This is a genomic window from Rhodopseudomonas pentothenatexigens (assembly GCF_900218015.1).
Taxonomy (GTDB): Bacteria; Pseudomonadota; Alphaproteobacteria; order Rhizobiales; family Xanthobacteraceae; genus Rhodopseudomonas; species Rhodopseudomonas pentothenatexigens.
Map to the genome: position 1 here is coordinate 21,940 of NZ_UFQQ01000025.1, position 20,733 is coordinate 42,672.

The following is a 20,733-nucleotide window of genomic DNA, read 5'->3' on the forward strand; positions in this document are numbered from 1 at the left end:
CTACGCGGCCTCCGGCGTGTCGAGCAGGCCGCGGCGGCGGAGCAGCGCGTCGGGCTCCGGCTTGCGGCCGCGGAACGCCACATAGGCTTCCTCCGGGTCGCGCGAACCGCCGGACGCATAGATGTCGTCGCGCAGCCGCTTGGCCACGTCGGCCGCGAAGATGTCACCGGCCTCCTCGAACGCGCCGAATGCGTCGGCATCCATCACCTCGCTCCACATGTAGCTGTAGTAGCCCGAGGCGTAGTGGTCGCCGGAGAAGATGTGGCCGAACTGGGTCGGCCGGTGCCGCAGCGCGATCTCTTCCGGCATGCCGATCTTGTCGAGTTCCTTGCGCTCGAACGCGCGGATCTCGCCGATGCTGGCGGCCGGCTGGGTGTGGAATTCGAGGTCGAGCAACGCCGAGGAGACGAATTCGACCGTGGCGAAGCCCTGGCCGAATTTGCGGGCGGCAAGGAAGCGTTGAAGCAGATCGTCCGGCAGCGGCTCACCGGTTTGGTAGTGACGGGCGAACTGCCGCAGCACCTGCGGCTGCTCCTGCCAATGCTCGTAGAGCTGCGACGGCAGCTCGACGAAATCGGTGAACACGCTGGTGCCCGACAGCGACGGATAGGTCACGTCCGACAGCATGCCGTGCAGGCCGTGGCCGAACTCGTGGAACAGGGTGCGGGCATCGTCCGGCGACAGCAGCGACGGCTCGCCGCCGGCGCCCTTGGCGAAGTTGCAGACGTTGATGATCAGCGGCGCCACCGCGCCATCGAGCTTCTGCTGGTCGCGCAGCGAGGTCATCCAGGCGCCGGAGCGTTTCGACGGCCGGGCGTAATAGTCGCCGTAGAACAGACCGCGATGTGCGCCATCCTGATCCTTCACCTCCCACACCCGGACGTCCGGATGCCACACCGGCACGTCCCTGCGCTCTGCGAAGGTGATGCCGAACAGCCGCGTGGCGGTGTCGAACGCCGCAGCGATCATGCCGTCGAGCGTCAGATACGGCTTGATCGCGGCGTCGTCGAAATTGGCGCGGCGCTGGCGCAGCTTCTCGGCGTAATAGCGCCAGTCCCACGGCGCCAGCTTGAAGTTGCCGCCTTCCTCGGCGACCAGCTCCTGCAGCGCGTCGCGGTCGGCGAGCGCACGGGCGCGGGCCGGCTTCCACACCCGCTCGAGCAGGCCACGCACCGCCTCCGGCGTCTTGGCCATCGAGTCCTCGAGACGATAGGCCGCAAACGTCGGATAGCCGAGCAGCTTGGCGCTCTCCTCGCGCAGGCTCAGGATCTCACCGATGATCGCGTTGTTGTCGTTGTCGTTGCCATTGTCGCCGCGGGCGATGAAGGCGCGGTACACCTTCTCGCGCAGATCGCGCCGGCTCGACATCTTGAGGAACGGCTCGACCGAGGAGCGCGACAGCGTGATCACCGCCTTGCCGGGCATACCGCGCTCCTCCGCCGCAGCCTTGGCCGCAGCCACGAAGCTGGCCGGCAGCCCTTCGGTATCGTCCTCGCCGAGCTCCATCACCCAGTCCTGCTCGTCGCCGAGCAGATGATGGCTGAAGCTGGTGCCGAGCTGCGCCAGCCGCTCGTTGATCTCGGCCATCCGCGTCTTGGCGGCGTCGTCGAGACCGGCGCCGGAGCGGTGGAAGCGGGTGTAGGTGCGCTCCAGCAGCCGCTGCTGCTCGGGCGTCAGGTCGAGGCTTTGGCGCTTGTCGCGCAACGCCGCGATCCGGCCGAACAGCACAGCGTTCATCATGATCGGATTCCAGTGCCGCGCCATCCGCAGCGACACCTCTTCGTCGATCTTGAGCAGCTCCGGGCTCGAATGCGCCGACACCAGGTCGTAGAACACCGCCGCGACCTTGTTCAGCAGCTTGCCGGAGCGCTCCAGCGCCGTGACGGTGTTGTCGAAGTCCGGCTCTGTCGGGTCGTTGACGATTGCGGCGATCTCGGCGGCGTGGTCGGCGAACGCCCGCTCGAACGCCGGCACGAAGTGCTCCGGCCGGATCGTTTCGAAAGGCGGGGTTTCGAACGGTGTGGTCCAGGCGGCAAGCAGCGGATTGCCGGCGTCGACGGGTGCGGCAATCGGTCCGGTGCTGTCTGACATCAATCCATCCTGAATTCGGGGCCGGTTAACGCCCGACATATACCATCGGGTGAGGCTTTTTTACGCCCGGTTTGTCGCGGCCGTGCTGGTAAATTGCACAGTTTGAACCTGGCGCCCCACTGCTGACACTTTGCGGGATCATGCGCTTTCGCTTGCCGCCGCGGGCGATTTCGCTAGATTGCGCCCGCCAGAAGGACCTTTCGAACCATGAGCAAGCCTGCCACCGCCGCCGGATCACGTCAGATCGCCTGGCCGAGCGTCATCACCGTCGTCAGCGCCGCAATCCTGATCGGCGCCGAGGTGTTCGGAGCTGCGTTCGCGGGCGGGTGGGCCCTGGCGATCCTGTTCGGTCTCGGTGACGATGCCACTCACATCCTGCAGGCGGTGCTGTTCGTGCTCGGCGTCGTGATCATGATCGGCTTCGTCCGCAACGCGCAGCGCATCGAGCCGTTCTTCAAACGCGCCTGATCTGCCGCCGCAGCGCGTCGTCACACCGCCGCGTCGCCGTCGTACTTGTCCCCGTCGTTATTGGCGAACTTGAACGAACGTTCAGCTTCGCGCCGCGCGGTGTGATGGATCGGCAACGCTCCGCGACGCGGGCGAATAATTCCCGGGTTAAGACAAAAAAAATCTTGCGGCCCGGCATCGAAACACCTATTTGCACCCTTGCCCAATTTCGCACGTGCCTGTGGTCGTGTGTCAGTCGGTAGGTATCCGGACAAGAGGCCGGACAGCCGCCAAGGGATGAAGAGCCGAGGGTCCTCCGTTCAAGCGGATGGCCAGCATCTCTCTCAAGAGATGCCGTTGAAGGTGGCTTCTTCTCTTGCAACCGTGACTGACAGCCGGAGGCGAACCGGCGCACCTCGTTCTCAACGGGGGACGCGACTTAAAGCAACGACGGAGCGGGCTTTTTTGGTCTCTGCCGGCTTTCCAACAGCCGGCGCGAATACCGAAGAGGCTTGTCCTTCATTGCCAGGTGAGCGGGCGGGATCCCTCCCAACCAATCCACGGCAGCACTGTTGATCCGAGCTCATCGCTCGTTGCGCCTCCATCGCGCGACGGGCGCTTGAAGCATCGGATCGGCGTCATCGTCTGGAATGCGCCCGTCGCTGGGCGCGTGGGAGAGTGCCATGACCGAACGTATCCGCGAATTCCTGCGCGACCGCCGTGCCAAGGGTCTGGACGTCGAGCCGTGCCTGGTCGTCGACCTCGAAGTGGTGCGCGACAACTTCATGCATTTCGCCAAGGCGCTGCCGGACAGCCGTGTGTTCTATGCGATCAAGGCCAACCCGGCGCCGGAAGTGCTGTCGCTGCTGGCCTCGCTCGGCTCGTGCTTCGACTGCGCCTCGGTGCAGGAGATCCAGATGGCGCTGGCCGCGGGAGCGACCCCGGACCGCATCTCGTTCGGCAACACCATCAAGAAGGAGCGCGACATCGCGCGCGCCTACGAGCTCGGCATCCGTCTGTTCTCGGTGGACTGCACCGCAGAGGTGGAGAAGATCGCTCGCGTCGCGCCCGGCTCGAAGGTGTTCTGCCGCATCCTGTACGATTGCGCCGGCGCCGAGTGGCCGCTGTCGCGCAAGTTCGGCTGCGATCCGGAGATGGCGGTGGACGTGCTCGACGTCGCCAAGCGTCTCGGCCTGGAAGCCTACGGCATCTCGTTCCATGTCGGCTCCCAGCAGCGCAAGGTGAAGGCGTGGGACCGCGCGCTGGCGATGGCCGCGCAGGTGTTCCGCGACTGCGCCGAGCGCGGCATCAACCTGTCGATGGTCAACATGGGCGGCGGCTTTCCGACCAAGTACCTGAAGGAAGTGCCGGCCGTGGTGCAGTACGGCCGCTCGATCTTCCGGGCGCTGCGCAAGCACTTCGGCAACCAGATCCCGGAGACCATCATCGAGCCGGGCCGCGGTATGGTCGGCAACGCCGGCGTGATCGAGACCGAAGTCGTGCTGATCTCGAAGAAGAGCGACGAGGACGAGTTGCGCTGGGTGTATCTCGACATCGGCAAGTTCGGCGGTCTCGCCGAAACGATGGACGAGTCGATCCGCTACGCGATCAAGTCGCGCCACGACGGCGCCGAGATGACGCCCTGCGTGCTCGCCGGCCCGACCTGCGATTCGGCCGACGTGCTGTACGAGAAGCTGCCGTATCCGCTGCCGGTGACGCTGGAGATCGGCGACAAGCTGCTGATCGAAGGCACCGGCGCCTACACGTCGACCTACTCGGCGGTGGCGTTCAACGGCTTCCCGCCGCTGGCGACCTACCACATCTGAGCTTTCCCCTCCCCGCTTGCGGGGAGGCCGGACAGCAGGGTGAAACAGCGACTCGTGTCGCCCTCACCCCGGCCCTCTCCCGCGAGCGGGAGAGGGAGCAGAAAAGTCGAGGCCGGCTCGCCGGCCTCTCCCTGTCACATCTGCTTTTGCTGACAACATGCTGCCGGCGCGGTTCGCCGGACAGTGTGGGGATCGACGTGCCATGACGAACACCATCGCCACCCTGACTGCCTTGAACGTCGCAGCCGTTCCGTTCGCGATCCGTGCGGAAAAGAGCTCCGACATTGCCGCGCGTGAGCGCCTGCTGGATGCGTGCTTCGGCGAAGGCCGGCATGCGCGCACCTGCCAGCGTTTGCGTGATGGACGCGCGCCCGCGGAAGGCCTCGCTTTCTCCGCGGTCCGTCAAGGCCGTCTGGTCGGCACGGTGCGGCTCTGGCACGTCGACGCAGGGGGCCGGGCCGCACTCGTGCTCGGCCCCCTCGCCGTCGATTCGTCCTGCCGGGAATTCGGCGTGGGCGGCGCGCTGATGCGCGCGGCGCTGGCGGAGGCCGCTGCGCGCGGCCACGGCGCGGTGATCCTGCTCGGTGACGCCCCGTACTACGCGCGGTTCGGCTTCTCGTCCGACAAGATGGGAGCGCTGGCGCTGCCCGGGCCGTTCGAGCGCGACCGCCTGCTCGGCCTCGAACTACGCGAGGGCGCGCTCGACGGCGCCGCCGGCCTGATCGTCGCGACCGGTGCCGCCGCCAAACCGGCGCGCGCCGAGCGGGCGCGTCTTCGTCGCGCCGCGTAAGGAGGGACCGATGCGTTTTCTACGATTGCCGCGCCCGACTCACCGCGTCTTTGCACGGCGCGATCCGGCCAAGCGCCCGCGTGTCACGGTGCTGGTGCTCGCCGTGCTCGCACTCAAGATCGCGGTCGACGCCTGGCGCCGACGTCGGGGCCGTGGAGCCGAGACAACCGCAGCCTAACCCGATCATGTGTCAGGGCTGAGACAGTCGGCCTTGATTTGCAAAACCGGACGCGGCATTGGCTGCCGGTCTCCCCTCAGTAACAGGATTGTTCTCGATGTCGCGTCGCCTGATTTCCACCGGATCGCCGTTCGAAAAGACCGCCGGCTACAGCCGCGCCGTGGTCGACGGCGACTTCGTCTTCGTGTCCGGCACCACCGGCTACGACTACACCACCATGACTCTGCCGGAGGACGTCACCTCGCAGACCCGCAACTGCTTCAAGACCATCGCCGCCGCACTGAACGAAGCGGGCTTCGCGATGGAGGATATCGTGCGGGCGACCTACTACATCACCGACCCGAAGGACGCGGACGCGGTGTTCGCGGTGTGCGGCGAGAACCTCGCCGAGATCCGCCCAGCGGCAACGATCGTCGCGGTTGCCGGCCTGTACAAGCCGGAGATGAAGATCGAAATCGAAGTCACCGCCAAGCGCCGCAGCTAAGCCTATCCAATTGTACGATAATCGGCTTCCGGTTGACTTTCGGGCCGGGAGCCCTACGTTCCGACGATCATGACGATCTTGCCCCGCAACCGCTTGATGCTGCGCGCCGGTCGCCTTCACGCAGGAAGGTGACCCGGACGCGCGCGTGCGCCGTCCGGGCTGAACGATCTCGTCGACTGCTCCCCCTTCTGTTTTCAAACTGCTGCTTATCCAGAGAATGCCGGTGCGCATGACGCGTCCGGCGTGACAAGGACCCGTGAAACACATGATCCAATCAATTCCCGCCCAGCGCCCACCGATTACCATCCGCAATTGCGACGCCGAACGGCTCGGCCAGCTCGCCGAAGCCGCCGCGCAGCGCTACCCGACCACGGCCGAGTTTCTCGCCGGGGAGGTCGCGCGCGCCCATGTCGCGCCCGACAGCGATCCCCTGCCCGGGATCGTCTGCATGGAATCCACCCTCACCTTCCGGGACGATACCACCGGCAAGGAAAAGCACGTGACTCTGGTGTACCCGACCGAGGCCGACGTCGACGCTGGTCGTATTTCGGTATTGACCCCGATCGGAGCCGCGCTTATCGGCCTCTCCGTCGGGCAGTCGATCAGCTTCGAGACCCCGTCGGGCGAGCGGCGCTCCCTGACGGTACTCAGCGTGTCCGCGCCAGACTGACTACCGCGTCGCAGGTGACATTCGAAATTCACCTGGCCGTCACATTCCCGAACCGTCCTGTCCGCACATAGCGGCCTGATCCCTGTCCCCCTGTCCGGAGTCCAAACCTGATGTCGTCCACTTCGAAGATCCACGCCAAGATCACCGGCCCCATCGTGATGATCGGCTTCGGCTCGATCGGCAAAGGCACGCTGCCCCTGATCGAGCGGCACTTCGAGTACGACAAGCAGCGGTTCGTGATCATCGACCCGCACGCCGACGGCGAACTCGCCGAGAAGCACGGCGTCCGCTTCATCAAGCAGGCGGTGACCAAGGACAACTACCGCGAGCTGCTGGTGCCGCTGCTGACCGAAGGCGGCGGCCAGGGCTTCTGCGTCAATTTGTCGGTCGACACCTCGTCGGTCGACATCATGACGATGTGCCGCGAGATCGGTTCTCTGTACATCGACACCGTGGTCGAGCCGTGGCTCGGGTTCTATTTCGACAAGAACGCCGGCCCGGAGAAGCGCTCCAACTACGCGCTGCGCGAGACCCTGCTGGCCGCCAAGGCCAAGAACCCCGGCGGCACCACTGCGGTGTCGACCTGCGGCGCCAACCCCGGCATGGTGTCGTGGTTCGTCAAGCAGGCGCTGCTCGACATCGCCCGCGACACCGGCCTCGAATTCAACGAGCCGAAGAGCCGCGAGGGCTGGGGCCAACTCGCGCAGAAGCTCGGCGTCAAGGGCGTCCACATCGCCGAGCGCGATACCCAGCGCGCCAAGACCCCGAAGCCGATGAACGTGTTCGTCAACACCTGGTCGGTCGAAGGCTTCGTGTCCGAGGGCCTGCAGCCGGCCGAACTCGGCTGGGGTACGCACGAGAAGTGGATTCCGGACAACGGCCGCAAGCACACCGAAGGCTGTCAGGCTGCGATCTACCTGCTGCAGCCGGGCGCCAACACCCGCGTCCGCACCTGGTGCCCGACGCCGGGCGCGCAATACGGCTTCCTCGTCACCCACAACGAATCGATCTCGATCGCCGACTACTTCACGGTGCGCGACGGCCAGAACGTCGTCTACCGGCCGACCTGCCATTACGCCTATCACCCGGCGAACGACGCGGTGCTGTCGCTGCACGAGATGTTCGGCGCCGAAGGCAAGATGCAGCCGAAGTGGCACATCCTCGATGAGAACGAGATCGTCGACGGCATCGACGAACTCGGCGTGCTGGTCTACGGCCACGCCAAGAACGCCTACTGGTACGGTTCGCAGCTCTCGATCGAAGAGACCCGCGAGGTCTGCCCGTATCAGAACGCCACCGGCATGCAGGTGTCGTCGGCGGTGCTCGCCGGCATGGTGTGGGCGCTGGAGAATCCGGAAGCCGGCATCGTCGAAGCCGACGAGATGGACTTCCGCCGCTGCCTCGAAGTGCAGAAGCCGTATCTCGGCCCGGTGAAGGGTTACTACACCGACTGGACCCCGCTCACCGACCGCCCCGGCCTGTTCCCGGAGGACATCGACACCTCCGACCCGTGGCAGTTCAAGAACGTGCTGGTGCGCTGAGGCCCCTCCCCGACCGCAGCGCGCTCCCTCTCCCGCGTGCGGGAGAGGGCTGGGGTGAGGGCGACGCGAGCACAATGCTTGTGTGGCACAACGCGCACTCAGTGCCTGGGGACCCCCACCCCCGCCCCCTCCCCGCAAGGGGGAGGGGAGAAGAGCGCTCCCACCCCTGATTGCAGAAATTGCGCCATCCCCGCTCCGCAGCGCGCTCCCTCTCCCGCAAGCGAGGCCTCTGCGAAACTGGCCGAGTTTGTTATTTTTGGTCGGTGAGGAGGCGATCTCGGGATGCGATGCGAGCGACGAGCGACGGCTGAGCGGCCCTGGCGGCGGCCTCGTCAGCGGATGGCGGCTGCGGTTCGCAGGTTGTAGGCGATCGAGATCAGATCGAGGTGGAATTCGTTGGCGGTGATGCCTGCGTAGCGCATGCGGGTGAAGCCGTAGCGGCCTTTGAGTTGCGAAAAGGTCCGTTCAATCGCCTGCCTCACGCGCCCGATCAGCTTGTTGCGTACGGCCTGCCATCGCGGCAGCGCCTTCTGGTGTTTGTTGCGACGATGCTGGATGCGATCCTTGATGCCGCGGGCCTTGAGAGCTTGGCGCCGAGCCCGTTTCTCGTAGGCCTTGTCGGCATAGACCGCCTTCTCGTCGCCGAGGACGAGATCGTCGGCGACTTCGCTCTCGGAGGTCTTCGCGCCGGTCAGGCGACGAGCCCGGATCAGACCAGATCCCTGATCGATCGCAACGTGCGCCTTGTAGCCGAAGAACAGTTGGCGCTTCGGGCCCTGCCTTGTCCAGTTGGCTTCCGGATCGTGTGACGAGCGGCTCTCGACCTCGCGCGGGGTCGAACCCGACGCCGGCGTTCGCCCCGAACTCTGAACCAGGGTTGCGTCAATCAAAGTCCCTGTCTTCAAGACATATCCGGCCGCTTCGAGCTGCCGGAGAACCTCATGGAACAGCGCCTCTCCCAGTCCCGCTTGCTGCAAGGCATTGCGAAACCGGCACAGCGTCGTCTCGTCGGGTGTCTGCGCATCCAGCGCAAACCCGCAGAAGCGCCGAAACGAGACCCTATCGAGCAGCGCCTCTTCCAGGCCGGGGTCGGACAGTCCGTACCACTGCTGCAGCAACAGTGCTTTGAACATCGCCAGCGGCTCGTAGGGGCGGGCGGCCGGTCTCGCCCGGCCGCACCTTGCGGATCAACCCAGCAACGCGCTCCCAATCGATCAGGCCGGAAATGCGCTCCAGCCGCTCGTTGCGCCCAAACCCCGCCGGCAGCAAAGCCTCGATGAAACTGTCCTGCGCCATCCGATTCACCTCCGCATACCGAAGTGAATCATATCCAGAGCAAACAGTCAGGTTTTGCAGAGGCCTCGCTTGCGGGAGAGGGTTGGGGTGAGGGCGACGCGGGCACAATGCTTGTGTGGCACAACGCGCACTCAGTGCCTGGGGACCCCCACCCCCGACCCCTCCTCGCAAGGGGGAGGGGAGAAGAGCGCTCCCACCCCTGATTGCAGAAATTGCGTCATCCCCGCTCCACAGCGCGCTCCCTCTCCCGCCTGCGGGAGAGGGTTGGGGTGAGGGCCGACGCGGGCACTGACTCAGCGACTCGTTGATAGGAGTGCCCTCACCCGGATCGCTACGCGATCCGACCTCTCCCGCAATCGGGAGAGGTGCGCTGTGCTTGGGACTCCTCGCCGACGACCACTGATCACCAAAAGACCGAGCCCGCAGACGCGAGCCCGGTGAGGTGATCGTCGGCCGTTTCTTGGTGGCGGCGGTCAGCCGCCCTTCGGCTTGATCGGCTCGCCGATCTTCTCCGGCGGGGCCGGCGGCAGCGCGGGCTTGGCGCCGGACTGGACCGCGTCCTGATCCGGACGGGCCGGCTGCGGCGGGATGTCGTGCGGACGCGCGCCGGTCGGTCCGGCGTCGTCCGGTGCGGTCGGCTTGGTCTCGGCGCCCGGGGTCGAGCTCGGCGGCTGCGGGGTGGCCTGGGCGAATTGCAGCCGGCCGGTGCGGCTGTCGACCTGGGTCAGCGACAGGCCCGACAGGGCCACGCCCGCCGCGATCAGCACGCCGGCCAGCAGCAGATCCCGCTTCAGGCCGCGCTCCTTGTCGTTGTCGTTCGGCGCCATGATCCTCATCCCTTGCTCGCCGAACCAACGGACGCGCACCGGCATCGTTCCGGGTTCCGGTGTCGCACCGGGTTCCGGAACGGCCGCAATTGCCTACAAGGTGAATCAATCTTTAGTGCTGGTTTCCCAGGTGGCGAAGTCGACACCGGCTTCCCTGCCGAGTTCGTCGACCACCGCATCGAGTTCACTCGGGTCGATTGCGGTCGACACCAACGTGGCGACGATCTCGACCTTGTCCTCGGCATGCTCGAGCGCTTCGACCTCGACTTCCGCGACCGGATAGTCGGCTTGTTCCAGCCGCTCTTCGAGGTGCTCGCGCAGACGCCCGGCGGCGGCGCTGCCGGCGGTGAGCCGCACCGCATAGGTCGCCTCCGAGGTGCGCTCGTCGAACGGGATGCGGTTGATGGCGTTGACCAGCGGCCGCAGCAGCGTGTTGCCGGCGATCACGAACACCGTCAGCGCCACGGCCTGCGCCGCCATGTCTCCGCCGGCGCAGCAGCCGACCGCCGCCGAACTCCACAGCGTCGCAGCGGTGTTCAGGCCGCGGACGTTCATGCCCTCCTTCATGATCACGCCGGCGCCGAGAAAGCCGATGCCGGAGACCACATAGGCGATCACCCGGACCGCGCCGTCGGCGCCGGCCAGATGCATCGCCAGATCGACGAAGGCGGCGGCGCCGACTGCCACCAGCACGTTGGTGCGCAGGCCCGCAGCACGGGTCCGATACTGCCGCTCCGCGCCGATCAGCATCCCGAGCACGAACGCGACGGTGAGGCTGACCAGCGTGTCGAAGAAGTCCGCGGTCTGGAAGGTGGTGAGGAAACGCATCGGAAGCCGCCTGCTGTCGGAGACGGCTTCCTCTTACAGCGGAAGGATGCCGGCCGCACCATCCTCGTCGGAAAACGCCAGCAGGGTGCCGGCGGCATTCCAGCCGAGCGCCGCGATCGCGGGCGTGCCGTTGCGGCGGCCGAGGATCTCGGCGCCGTCGTTCATCCGCACCAGCAGCACGGTGCCGTCGCTGTAGCCGGCGGCGAGGATGTCGTTCTTGGGATGGCAGGCGACCGCGCTGACCCGCGCCTCGAGCGGTCCCAGCATCGCCGGCTGCTTGCCCATCGGGCCATCCTTGCTGGCGAACGGCCAGATGATCACCGCGTCGGCGCCGGAGGTGGCGAGACCCTTGCCGCCGACCGTCCAGGCCATCGACCGCACCCGGCCGGGATAGCCGGTCATCCGCATGTGCTTGGAATCGGCGAGCCGCCAGCCATGCAGCGCCGGCTCGTGCATCGCGGTGACCAGGAAGCGGTTGTCCGGGCTGAACATCACGCCGAGATGCGAGCCGGCCCATTCGAGGAATTCGGCGTTGCCGGCCATGTTCGGAAACCACAGCGTCACGCCGTTGTAGTGCGCGATCGCGAGCCGCAACCCCTTCGGCGCGAACGCGAGGCCGCCGACAGTTGACGGCACCTCGAAAAACTTGTCCTCGGCCTTGGGCGTCCGGACATAGGCGATCTTGCCGGCGGACCACGCCACCGCGCCGTCCGGATGCAGCGCGACATTGTCGATCCAGCGCCGCTTGGCATCGGTGGCGACGGTCTCGGCGTTGCCGGAGCCGTCCAGCAGCATCACCTTGCCGTCGTCGCCGCCGGTGACGATGCGCTTGCCGTCGCAGGCCGAGCTGAGAATGCCGCCGCCGTGCAGCGCGACGGTCGAGACGGTGCCGTCGGCGGCGACCAGCGCCGCGTTCTCCTCGGTGCCGATGAACACCGCGGTGTCGCCGAGGAAGTGGACCGCACTGGCGCCGCCTTCGATCGTGACCGGCCTGACCCGGTCGGTTACCGACGCGATCGACCCGGCTTCGCCGGGCGCCTCGAAGCCGCTCATGACGCGATGCACTTGGCGAAGCCGTCGCGGATCGCCTGCTCGGGCAGATCGCGGCCGATGAACACCACCCGGCTCTCGCGCGGTTCGCCGTCCTTCCAGGCGCGCTGATGATCGCCTTCCAGCATCATATGCACGCCCTGGAACACGTAGCGGTCGTCGTCTCCCCTGAAGGCAAGAATGCCCTTGGAGCGCAGGATCTTGCCGCCTTCAGTCTGCACCAGTTGCTGCAGCCAGGGCATGAACTTGGCCGGGTCGAGCGGCTTGTCGCTCTTCAGCGACAGCGATTGCATGTCCTCGTCGTGATAGTGCTTGAGCCCGTGGCCGTGATGATGATCGTGGCCGTGGTGATGGTCACCATGGTCGTGATCATGATGGTGATCGTGATCGTCGGCTTCGAGGAACGCAGGCTCGATCTCGAGAATGCGGTCGAGGTCGAACGCGCCGCGCTCCAGCACGTCGGCCAGCGCGACCTGGCAGCGCTGCGTCGGGTGCAGCTTGGCATAAGGATTGATCGCGCGGATTCGGGCCTCGACTTCGGTCAGTTCGGCCGGGCTCACCAGGTCGGTCTTGTTGAGCACGATGACGTCGGCGAAGGCGATCTGGTTCTTGGCTTCCGGCGCATCCTTCAGCCGCTCGCTCAGCCATTTGGCATCGGCGACGGTGACCACTGCGTCGAGCCGTGCGGCGTTCTGCACGTCCTCGTCGACGAAGAAGGTCTGCGCCACCGGCGCCGGATCGGCGAGCCCGGTGGTCTCGACGATGATCGCGTCGAACTTGCCCTTGCGCTTCATCAGGCCGGCGAGAATCCGCACCAGGTCGCCGCGCACCGTGCAGCAGACGCAGCCGTTATTCATTTCGAACACTTCTTCGTCGGCGCCGATGATCAGGTCGTTGTCGATGCCGATCTCGCCGAACTCGTTGACGATCACCGCATATTTCTTGCCGTGGTTCTCCGACAGAATGCGGTTCAGCAGCGTGGTCTTGCCGGCGCCGAGATAGCCGGTGAGCACGGTGACGGGAATTTTCGAGGCGGCGGTAGAGGACATCAGGCACGAACTCCAGCACGGAAGCCCCGTCCTGAAACACGGCTTGCGCGTCTCGAAGGTCGGGGCCGGAAAGGGCGGGATTGCGCTCCGCCGGGCATGCCGGACGCAGCGGGACCGGGCTAACTGCTCAGCGCGCCGGTCAGCGTCTTTATATTGTGCCTCACCATGTCAATGTAAGTGGGGGCGTCGCCGTTTTCGGCCGTCAGGCTGTCGGAATACAGCGTGCCGCCGATCTTGGCGCCGGTCTCGGCGCTGATCCGCTGCATCAGCCGCGGATCGCTGATGTTCTCCAGGAACACCGCCGGCACCTTGTCCTTGCGGATCTGCTTGATGATGGTGGCGACGTCGCGGGCGCTGGCCTCGGACTCGGTCGAAACGCCCTGCGGAGCGATGAAGGCGACGCCGTAGGCGTCGGCGAAATAGCCGAACGCCTCGTGGGTCGAGATCACCTTGCGGCGGGCGGCGGGGATCGACGCAACCGCGGCGCGGACGTCGCGGTCGAGAGCGTCGAGCTTGCCGAGATAGGCCTCGGCATTGGCGCGGTAGGCGTCGGCGCCGGCCGGATCGGCGGCGATCAGCGCGTCGCGGATGTTTGCCACATAGACCTTGGCGTTGCGCACCGACTGCCAGGCGTGCGGATCGGTCTTGCCGTGGTCGTGGGCGTGGCCACCCTTGTCGTGACCGCCCTTGTCATGGCCGGCATGATCGTGATCATCGTCGCCGTCGGCTTCGCGCGCCTTGACGCCCTTGGTCGCGGTGACGATGGTCGCCTTGCCGCCGGACGACTGCACCAGCCGCGGCAGCCAGCCTTCGAGCCCGAGGCCGTTGACCACCACCAGCCTGGCATCCGCGATCGTCTTGGCGTCGGTCGGCGACGGCGTATAGACGTGGGCGTCGCCGTTCGGCCCGACCAGCGTCGTGACCTCGACCCGATCGCCGCCGACGTTGCGGACGAAATCGCCGAGGATCGAAAAGCTCGCGACCACGCGGATGCGGTCGTTCGCCTGCGCCGGCGCCGCCATCAGCAGCGCCGCTATCACCATCACACTCCAACGGATCATCGCACTCAAGCCTCCAGATGGCGGCCGGGAAACAGCTTGCGAATCACGCCCCCGGACCGGCCGAAGAAAAGCGAAACCAGATAGATCACCGCCGCGACCAAGATGATCGCAGGCCCCGACGGCAGGCCGGCGTGATACGACAGCACCAGGCCGCAATAGCCCGACAGCATCGCGCTGCCGACCGCCACCAGCATCATTCCCGAGATGTCGCGCGCCCAGAATTTGGCGATGCCGGCCGGCAGGATCATCAAGCCGACCGCCAGCAGGGTGCCGAGCGCGTGAAAGCCGTTGACCAGATTGATCACCACCAGCGCCATGAAGATCAGATGCGCCGGCGCGCCGGCGCGGCTGACGGTGCGCAGAAACAGCGGATCGACGCATTCGATCACCAGCGGCCGCCAGATCACCGCCAGCGCCACCAGCGTCAGCGTGGCGTTGAAGGCGATCACCAGCAGGGTGCGGTCGTCCATCGCCAGGATGTTGCCGAACAGCACGTGCAGCAGATCGATATTGGTGCCGCGCATCGACACGATGGTGACGCCGAGCGCCAGTGACACCAGATAGAAAGCCGCCAGCGAGGCGTCCTCCTTCAGTTCGGTGACGCGCGACACCAGCCCGGCCAGGATCGCCACCGCGAAGCCGGCGATCAGGCCGCCGAACGTCATCGCGAACAGATTGAGTCCCGACAGCAGGAAGCCGATCGCGGCGCCGGGCAGGATCGCGTGGGCCATCGCGTCCCCGACGAGACTCATTCGCCGCAGCATCAGAAACACGCCGATCGGCGCGCCGCCGAGCGACAGCGCGACGATGCCGGCGAGCGCCCGGCGCATGAATTCGAACTCGGTGAACGGCGCCACCAGCGCCTGATCCAGCATCATGATGTCAGGCTGCCTGCGGGGCGGCGGTGCAGGCGGCGGCGCTGTCGTCGAACGCCTCGCACATCCGCCGCGCCTCGGTCTGGTTGTCGGTCGTCAATACGTCGGCGGTCGCGCCCCAGGCCACCGCGGTCCGCGCCAGCAGCAGCGTCTGCGGGAAGCTGGCATGCACCAGCTCCAGGTCGTGCAGCGCCGCGATCACGGTTCGCCCCTCGTCGTGCCAATGACGCACCAGATTGACGAGGTCCGCCGTCGTCCGGGCGTCGACGGCGTTGAACGGCTCGTCGAGCACGATGACGCGGGCGTCCTGCAGCAGCACGCGGGCGAACAGCATGCGCTGCATCTGGCCGCCCGACAGCGTGCCGATGTTCCGGCCTTCGAATCCCGACAGGCCGACCGCCGCGAGTGCGCGCGAGATCCGCTGCTTGGCATCCCCGCCGAGCCGCCCGAACGCCCCGGTCGTTCGCCACAGCCCAATGCCGACGAAATCGAACACCGAAATCGGAAACGAGCGGTCGATCTCGGCACTTTGCGGCAGATAGGCGATGTCGTGGACGTCGACCCCGTCGCGATCAATCGAGCCGGCCAGCGGTTTCAGGATACCGACGATCCCGCGAAACAGCGTCGACTTGCCGGCGCCATTCGGACCGACCACAGCCAGCAGCGTCCCAGCCGCAATCTGCCCGGACAAGTGATGCACCGCGGGGTGACGGTCGTAGCCCAGGGTGACGTCGTGGAAGGTAAGCTGCGGCGTCATGGTCATCTCATTGCGGCCAGCACGAGCGCCCATAAGGCGGCGCTGATCGCGAGCGCCGCCCCGACTCGGCTGGCGAGGCCCATCCTCAGGATCGACCAGGGGGCTGGCTGCGGCGGGTGCGGCGATTCGGCGCCATGGACATGCAAATGGACATGGCGCGCCGGCTGTCCCGGATTCGAGACGGGAGAAGGAGAATGGGTCACGCTCGATCCATGAACGGGAGTTATCTTGTCGGCCTCTCGTAATACTATAACATCATCCGGGCGACCTGAGGCAAGTGCCCGGCAGCGCACATAACCTCAACAGATCAAGGCCTTAAAACGCGAGCGGACGATTCCGTCCATCTTTTGAGCAGCCGGCCGAATCCGATGCTCTGGAAGGCGGCAGGCGAGGTTCCGAATTAAGGCGAAATTTAGATCTCTTTAAGGTTCCATTAGCCATAAAAAATTGTGCACCATCATGAGGTTAGTTCCAAAGGGAGTGTGGCCTCCCGGTGACAGCATTTTGCGTAAAATCCCGCTAAGCCATGAAGCAGATGGCGCCGACGAACGGTGCGTCTGACAAAGTCTGGAGACAACACATGAAGAAGATTCTGCTCGGCACCGTGGCCCTGGTCGCCCTCGGCGCGGCCCCGGCCCTCGCCGCGGACCTCGCTGCTCGTCCGTACACCAAGGCTCCGGCCTACGCCCCGGCCCCGATCTACAACTGGACCGGCTTCTACATCGGTGGTCACATCGGTGGCGCCTTCTCGGGCGACAACAGCATCGGCACTGGCGTCACCGCCAGCAACGACGGCAAGTTCCTCGGCGGTGTGCAGGCCGGTTACGACTGGCAGTTCGCTCCGAACTGGGTGCTCGGTGTTGAAGGTCAGTACAGCTGGCTGAGCGGCACCAACAGCTCGGTGTCGTGGGGTGCCCCGGGTGCGGTGTTCACCTATGCTGACAACCAGCGTGGTCTGGCCTCGGTCACCGGCCGCCTCGGCTACACCTGGGGTCCGGCTCTGCTCTACGTCAAGGGCGGTTGGGCCTACGCCGACTACTCGAGCAGCCTGACCTTCAATGGCGTCGGCGTTGCGGTCGACAGCAAGACCGACGGCTACACCGTCGGTGGCGGTCTCGAATACCTGTTCGCTCCGAACTGGTCGGGCAAGATCGAGTACCAGTACTACGACTTCGGCAACGTCACCCTCGCCCCGGGCTTCACCGCGAAGAACGACGAGCACGTTGTCAAGGCCGGCCTGAACTACCGCTTCAACTGGGGCGGTCCGGTCGTCGCCAAGTACTAAGACCTGATCACTTCCTTCTTCGGGAAGTTGGAAGGGCCGGCCTCGCGCCGGCCCTTTTTCATTTTTGAAACCATGTCGGGCGGCGACGAACCGATTGCTCAAATTGCGATCGATGCTCGTAGAACCACGTGAAGAATATTAACCCCCTAAACTGATACTCCCGCCGGCGTCGCCGAGATCGACGCGAAGTTGAATGAATCAGGTGGGGGAAGCATGTCTGGGAAATTCGCGAAACTCCGACGGTTGCGGCCGAAATTTCCGCAGCTCGGAATTCGTGGCAGCCTTTTCGCCGCATTCGCCGTGATTGCCGGCATGGCGATCCTGATCAGCGCCTGGGCCGGCATGAGCCTGCACCAGCTCGGCAGGACGATGTCGGAGCTGAGCGGCCGTGACATTCCCAAACTCGCCGCCAGCCTGCAGCTCGCCACCGAAAGCGAAAGTCTCGCCAGCCAGGCGCCGATCCTGCTCGACTCGCTGTCCGCCGAGCAGCTTCAGGAGCGCTCGGCCCGGATGAAGGCGGCGCAGCAGGTGGCGATCCAGAAGCTCGCCGACATCACCACTTACGGCGGCGACAAGGCGGTCGTCTCGGCGCTGAACGAAACGCTGAAGAACATCGACGACACCATCCGCAGCCTCGGCTCCGCCGCCAAGGAACGGCTCGACCTGACCACCCGCCACGTCAAGCTGTACGACGACCTGCGGCGCTCGCACGACGCCTTCATCGCGGTCGCCAATCCGGCGATGCTCGATGCCCAGGCCCAGATGAACGCGGTGCTCGGATCGGCCAACCTGTCGCAGGACGACGCCACCTCCGCCGGCCGCCGCATCGAACAGCTCGGCAATGTCATCGCCCTGACCAATCTGATCGCCTCTGACCTGATGGCGGCGCTGTCGGCTTCCAGCTCCGACGATCTCGAGCCGGTGGAAACCAGCTTCAAGGAAGCCCGTCAGGTGGTGAACAGCAATCTCGACGGACTCCCGGACAACCAGACCACGGCCGAGATCAAGGCTGCGGCGCAGAAGCTGATGGCGCTCGGCGACGGCAAGACCGGCGCGTTCAAGCTGCGACAGCTCGAACTCGACGCCCGCGACTATCGTGACCTGCTGCTCGACGAGACCCGCAAGCTCAACGTCGGCCTCGGCATCAGCGTCAAGCAGCTCGTCGACAACGTTCGTAACGAAACAACGCGGGGCACATCGGACGCGCAAGCGCAGATCACCTTGGCCACCCGGGTGATGATCGCGCTCGGCGCCCTGACCCTGGTCGGCTCGGCACTGTTCGTCTGGCTGTATGTCGGGCGCAGCATCGTGCGCCGGATCGTCGGCCTGCAGAAGTCGATGCAGAGCCTCTCGGCCGGCGATCTCGGGACCGCGATCGACCGCGGCAGCCGCCGCGACGAGATCGCCGTGATGGCCGAGTCGCTCGAAGTGTTCCGCGACAACATGATCCGGGCGCGGGCGTTGAGCGAGGAGCAGGACAAGGATCGCGCCGCCAAGGCCGAACGCACCGAACGGATCGAGGCGCGGATCGCCGAGTTCGAGGCGACGGTGCGCAGCGCGATGGAGAAGCTGCAATCCTCCGCCGATCAGATGCAGGAAACCGCGCACGCGATGGCCACCACGTCGGAGCAGTCGAGCGCGCTGGTCACCACCGTCGCCTCGGCCGCGGAGGAAACCTCGGTCAACGTCCAGACCGTGGCGACCGGCACCGAGCAGCTCGCCTCGTCGATCGCCGAAATCAGCCGTCAGGTCACCACCTCGGCGGAGATCGCCACCCGCGCGGTGCGCGAAGCCGGCGAGACCGACAGCACGATGCAGGGGCTCGCCGACAACGCCGAGCGGATCAGCGCGGTGATCGACCTGATCCAGAGCATCGCCTCACAGACCAATCTCCTGGCGCTCAACGCCACGATCGAAGCCGCGCGGGCCGGCGACGCCGGCCGTGGCTTCGCGGTGGTCGCAGCCGAGGTCAAGGACCTCGCCAGCCAGACCGCCAAGGCGACCGAGGAGATCCGCGCTCAGATCGCGGCGATGCAAGGGGTGACCAGTTCGGCGGTGGGCGCGATCCGCAACATCGGCCAGACCATCACTTCGATCAACGAGGTCACCACCGCGATCACCGCGGCGGTCGAGGAACAGGGCGCGGCGACCCGCGAGATCGCCCGCAACATCCAGCACGCCGCCGGCGGCACCAGCGAGGTCTCCAGCAACATCGTCGGCGTCAGCGCTGCTGCCTCGCAGGCCGGCTCGGCTGCCGCCGAGGTGTTGAACGCCTCCGGCTCCCTGCGCCAGGAAACGGCAGTGCTGCGCGAGGAAATCGACGCCTTCCTGGTCAACATCCGCGCCGCCTGACGGCGCGGCGAAATCGGGCGGCCGGTGGCGTACACCCCGGCCGCCGGTCCAGCCCTGTGATCGCTGCAGCCGGCCCGGCGGTTTTTCGGCTGGCGCCGCCGCTCCGCTGCCGCTAAGCCGGGTCAGGGAGCCCGCGCCGAATGCATAAGAAGACCGACGCCGCCACGCCGCACGACGAACTCCGCTATCTGCGGGAAAGCCATCCGGGTCCGGATCAGGCTGTCGAAATCGCGCCGGGGGTGCTGTGGCTGCGGCTGAAGCTGCCGTTCCGGCTCAATCACGTGAACATCTATCTGATCGCCGATGGCGACGGCTGGGCGATGGTCGATACCGGCTTCGGCAACGACGCCACGATCGCCGCCTGGGACACGTTGTTCGACGGCGCGCTTGCCGGCTTTGCGATCAGCCGGGTGATCGTCACCCACGCGCATCCCGATCACGTCGGCATGGCCGGCTGGATCGTGCAGCGGTTCGGCTGTCCGTTCTATATGTCGCAGATCGAGTATCTGCAGGGCGTGTATCATCAGAACCGGCGCACCGACGAACGCCTCGTCAACAACCGCGCGTTCTTCCGCCGGCACGGCATTGACGAAAATGTGATCGAGCAATTGGTCGGACGCGGTCAGGACTACCTGAAGAAGACGGTGCCGCTTCCGGCGGCCTACCGCCGCCTCGCCGACGGACAGGACATCGGGATCGGGCAGCGCACGTTCCGGGTCATCACCGGCGCCGGCCACTCGCCGGACCAGGTGATGCTGTACTGCGCTGCCGAGAAGCTGTTCCTCTCCGCCGACCAGGTGCTGAGCAAGATCTCGCCGAATGTCAGCGTCTGGGCTCACGAACCCGACGAGGATGCGCTCGGCTCCTATCTGGCTTCGCTCGCCAGACTCGACGCACTGCTGCCCGACGACGTGTTGGTGCTGCCGGGACATGGACTGCCGTTTATCGGCGCCAAGACGCGCATTCACCAGCTCGCCGACCACCACGAAGAGCGCTGCGGGCTGATCGCCGATGCTTGCCGCCACAAGCCGATGAGCTCGGCGGAGCTGGTGCCGGTGGTATTTCACAAGCATGTGCTCGACGCCCACCAGACCGGCTTCGCGGTCGGAGAGCTGATCGCACACGTCAACTACATGCTGGCGCAGAACCGTTTGCAGGTTCTGCCGCTCAGCGACGGCGTGCTGCGGTTCACCAGCGCTTAACGTTTGCGGCGTTGTCCGCGTGATCCCTGACAAGGCGGCATTCGCGCCAAGGCATTGATCCTCATCAAGCCTTGCCCTGCGGAACCGATGATATGGATCGCGTCGGGCGCAGCCCGATCCGTCG

Annotated in this window: 18 protein-coding genes and 1 pseudogene; 9 read left to right on the forward strand and 10 right to left on the reverse strand. The window is 66.1% G+C overall.

All coding sequences use genetic code 11. The features are described from left to right. Nucleotides 1–2,091 carry a M3 family metallopeptidase gene (locus DWA33_RS19800; RefSeq protein WP_114360238.1) on the reverse strand — a complete coding sequence of 697 codons (2,091 nt, stop codon included), beginning with the start codon at nt 2,089–2,091 and terminating at the stop codon, nt 1–3. A gap of 207 nt (nt 2,092–2,298) precedes the next feature. On the opposite strand from DWA33_RS19800, the gene DWA33_RS19805 reads away from it, so the two are divergent. After that, a complete protein-coding gene (locus tag DWA33_RS19805) occupies nt 2,299–2,559 on the forward strand; it encodes a hypothetical protein (protein WP_114360239.1) in 261 nt (86 codons plus the stop codon). 20 nt (nt 2,560–2,579) lie between these two features. Here the strand turns inward: DWA33_RS19805 and DWA33_RS24955 are convergent, their stop codons facing one another. Continuing rightward, entirely contained in the window at nt 2,580–2,765 is a 186-nt protein-coding gene (locus tag DWA33_RS24955) for a hypothetical protein (RefSeq protein ID WP_147270258.1), read from the reverse strand. Nucleotides 2,766–3,221: 456 nt separating this feature from the next. Here DWA33_RS24955 and DWA33_RS19815 point away from each other — a divergent pair, with 456 nt between their 5' ends. The 5 genes from DWA33_RS19815 (at nt 3,222) to DWA33_RS19835 (ending at nt 8,027) form a co-directional block, all read left to right on the forward strand. After that, entirely contained in the window at nt 3,222–4,364 is a 1,143-nt protein-coding gene (locus DWA33_RS19815) for a type III PLP-dependent enzyme (RefSeq protein WP_114360280.1), read from the forward strand. A 202-nt stretch (nt 4,365–4,566) separates the two neighbouring features. Continuing rightward, nucleotides 4,567–5,154 carry a GNAT family N-acetyltransferase gene (locus DWA33_RS19820; protein WP_114360240.1) on the forward strand — a complete coding sequence of 196 codons (588 nt, stop codon included), beginning with the start codon at nt 4,567–4,569 and terminating at the stop codon, nt 5,152–5,154. Nucleotides 5,155–5,429: 275 nt separating this feature from the next. Further along, nucleotides 5,430–5,816, forward strand: coding sequence for a RidA family protein (locus tag DWA33_RS19825; protein WP_114360281.1), 387 nt, complete (start codon nt 5,430–5,432; stop codon nt 5,814–5,816). Between the two features lie 265 nt (nt 5,817–6,081). Further along, nucleotides 6,082–6,486: a nucleoside diphosphate kinase regulator gene (gene rnk, locus DWA33_RS19830; protein ID WP_114360241.1), complete on the forward strand. Its 405-nt coding sequence runs from the start codon at nt 6,082–6,084 to the stop codon at nt 6,484–6,486. A 110-nt stretch (nt 6,487–6,596) separates the two neighbouring features. Beyond that, on the forward strand, nt 6,597–8,027 hold the full coding sequence (locus tag DWA33_RS19835) for a homospermidine synthase (RefSeq protein ID WP_114360242.1): 1,431 nt from the start codon (nt 6,597–6,599) through the stop codon (nt 8,025–8,027). A 332-nt stretch (nt 8,028–8,359) separates the two neighbouring features. On the opposite strand, the pseudogene DWA33_RS19840 reads toward DWA33_RS19835, so the two are convergent. The 8 genes and pseudogenes from DWA33_RS19840 to DWA33_RS19875 form a co-directional block, all read right to left on the reverse strand. Further along, a pseudogene (locus DWA33_RS19840) lies at nt 8,360–9,323 on the reverse strand (IS5 family transposase). 473 nt (nt 9,324–9,796) lie between these two features. Then, nucleotides 9,797–10,150 carry a hypothetical protein gene (locus tag DWA33_RS19845; RefSeq protein ID WP_244601352.1) on the reverse strand — a complete coding sequence of 118 codons (354 nt, stop codon included), beginning with the start codon at nt 10,148–10,150 and terminating at the stop codon, nt 9,797–9,799. 105 nt (nt 10,151–10,255) lie between these two features. Continuing rightward, the gene (locus DWA33_RS19850; protein ID WP_114360244.1) at nt 10,256–10,978 is read right to left on the reverse strand and encodes an MgtC/SapB family protein; all 723 of its coding nucleotides are present in this window, start codon (nt 10,976–10,978) and stop codon (nt 10,256–10,258) included. Between the two features lie 33 nt (nt 10,979–11,011). Beyond that, nucleotides 11,012–12,031 carry a WD40 repeat domain-containing protein gene (locus DWA33_RS19855; RefSeq protein ID WP_114360245.1) on the reverse strand — a complete coding sequence of 340 codons (1,020 nt, stop codon included), beginning with the start codon at nt 12,029–12,031 and terminating at the stop codon, nt 11,012–11,014. Continuing rightward, a complete protein-coding gene (locus tag DWA33_RS19860; RefSeq protein WP_114360246.1) occupies nt 12,028–13,077 on the reverse strand; it encodes a CobW family GTP-binding protein in 1,050 nt (349 codons plus the stop codon). The genes DWA33_RS19855 and DWA33_RS19860 overlap by 4 nt, the downstream gene beginning before the upstream one ends. A gap of 119 nt (nt 13,078–13,196) precedes the next feature. Further along, the gene (locus DWA33_RS19865; RefSeq protein WP_114360247.1) at nt 13,197–14,138 is read right to left on the reverse strand and encodes a metal ABC transporter substrate-binding protein; all 942 of its coding nucleotides are present in this window, start codon (nt 14,136–14,138) and stop codon (nt 13,197–13,199) included. Nucleotides 14,139–14,143: 5 nt separating this feature from the next. Beyond that, nucleotides 14,144–15,013 carry a metal ABC transporter permease gene (locus DWA33_RS19870; protein ID WP_114360248.1) on the reverse strand — a complete coding sequence of 290 codons (870 nt, stop codon included), beginning with the start codon at nt 15,011–15,013 and terminating at the stop codon, nt 14,144–14,146. 7 nt (nt 15,014–15,020) lie between these two features. After that, nucleotides 15,021–15,770: a metal ABC transporter ATP-binding protein gene (locus DWA33_RS19875; RefSeq protein ID WP_114360249.1), complete on the reverse strand. Its 750-nt coding sequence runs from the start codon at nt 15,768–15,770 to the stop codon at nt 15,021–15,023. 580 nt (nt 15,771–16,350) lie between these two features. Here DWA33_RS19875 and DWA33_RS19885 point away from each other — a divergent pair. The 3 genes from DWA33_RS19885 to DWA33_RS19895 all read left to right on the forward strand — a co-directional run bounded on the left by DWA33_RS19885 (nt 16,351) and on the right by DWA33_RS19895 (nt 20,609). Continuing rightward, nucleotides 16,351–17,055, forward strand: a complete 705-nt coding sequence (locus DWA33_RS19885) for an outer membrane protein (protein WP_114360251.1) — start codon at nt 16,351–16,353, stop codon at nt 17,053–17,055. Nucleotides 17,056–17,268: 213 nt separating this feature from the next. Continuing rightward, nucleotides 17,269–19,407 (forward strand): methyl-accepting chemotaxis protein, encoded by a 2,139-nt coding sequence (locus DWA33_RS19890; protein WP_114360252.1) that lies wholly within the window; start codon nt 17,269–17,271, stop codon nt 19,405–19,407. A 140-nt stretch (nt 19,408–19,547) separates the two neighbouring features. After that, nucleotides 19,548–20,609, forward strand: a complete 1,062-nt coding sequence (locus DWA33_RS19895; RefSeq protein ID WP_114360253.1) for an MBL fold metallo-hydrolase — start codon at nt 19,548–19,550, stop codon at nt 20,607–20,609. Nucleotides 20,610–20,733: the final 124 nt, after the last annotated feature.